A 1,403-nucleotide genomic window follows, 5' to 3' on the forward strand; every position below is an offset into this window, starting at 1 on the left:
GCTGGCGTTGTCGGTCGCGGCGGCGGTCGCGGTCAACCGGAGACGCCTCGCCGACGCCGGCGGTGCCGACGGGCACCCGGCCCCCCACACGAGAGCTCACACCGAAGGAGATCCCGATGACCAGTGACCAGTTATCGGGCCACCGCCGGGGCGCCGCCCTGGTCCTGGCCCTGGCCCTGGCCCTCGCCCTCGGCTCGCTGATGTACTCGCCGGCGGCCCGAGCACAGGACTCGGCGGTCGAGCTGACCGATGCCGAGTTCCGATGGGGGTTGAGCAGGCAGAGCGCCGGGCCCAGCCACGGACCCGGACTCAACTTCCTCTCCGCCGGGGACAGCTCGGCGGCGCTCGCCGGGCCCGGGGCGACGATCACCGAACAGACATGGAGGGCCACGTCGGGACAGGTGACGATCGAGAAGCGGTCCGCGAACGGTGGGACATCGACCGCGACCTGGGCCGGGACGCAGACCGACCAGGCGGGCACCGCCCTCCGTGACGCCGCCTCGAGCAGATACAGCGGCCTCGAGATGGTCTTCGGCAAGGGGACCGGAACCGTCGACGCCGCCTCGGGCACGGCGGAGATCCAGTGGAAGGGCACCGCGTCGGTCCTGTACTACTCGGGCCTGGTGTTCCTCAGCGTCACCGACCCGGTCCTCACGGTCACGCCCACGAAGGCCACCGTGACCGCGACCCTGGGTGGGAGACGGAGCGCCCAGGACAACCCCGAGGTGTCGACCCCGGTGCCGTCCCGCACCGTCGTCCTCGCGAATCTCCCCCGCAGTCGCGTGGAACTGGGAGGGAAAAAAGGGTTCTCCGTGACTCCCGAATACCTCGGTGTGCCCTATTCCGCCGGTGCCGGAGAAAACCCTCAGACGAGAGACGGCGCGTATTGGGGAGCTTTCCCGCGGGAATTCGTGGACTTCGCCGCGGAAGCGGGATCCGGGGGATTCTGGTATTCGACCGGAACCTCTGACGGTACGAAACCCGCGCTGCCGATAGCGGTGAGTTGGAATTCGGATGAACCCGAGGAAATGCCGAATTCCGGTGGGTCCGGCGGGTCCGGCGGAATCGTCGGTAGGGTCCTCGACGACACGGTCGAACAGATCCTCCGGGCCGCGGGGACCGACGTCGCCGACACCGCTGCCGCGTGGATGGACGAGGCGTGGAAACCGCTCCAACCCGATGCGGTGAACGCCGCGCGGGACAGCGCGGGCCCGGCCGCGGCGGCACCGGACGCGTCGGCCGCCGAGGGGGGCGGTGTGGACGAGGTCTTCGAAGAGTATTTCGCGGACTACTACACCGCCGGAGCCCCTCTCACCGCCGGGACCGTGGGCGGCACCGTCGCCACGATCCCCGCATCCCCGAGCGGCCCGTCGTCAGGCGGGTCCTCACCCGCGGCGACCCCA

1 protein-coding gene is annotated in these 1,403 nt (G+C 70.5%); it reads left to right on the forward strand.

Annotated features, from left to right (window positions below):
• Window positions 1-116: 116 nt before the first annotated feature.
• Window positions 117-1,403: HtaA domain-containing protein (locus G6019_RS14770; protein WP_182627905.1), on the forward strand; the 1,287-nt coding region annotated here is incomplete at its 3' end.

It is taken from the genome of Dietzia sp. DQ12-76 (assembly GCF_014145045.1).
Classification (GTDB): domain Bacteria; phylum Actinomycetota; class Actinomycetes; order Mycobacteriales; family Mycobacteriaceae; genus Dietzia.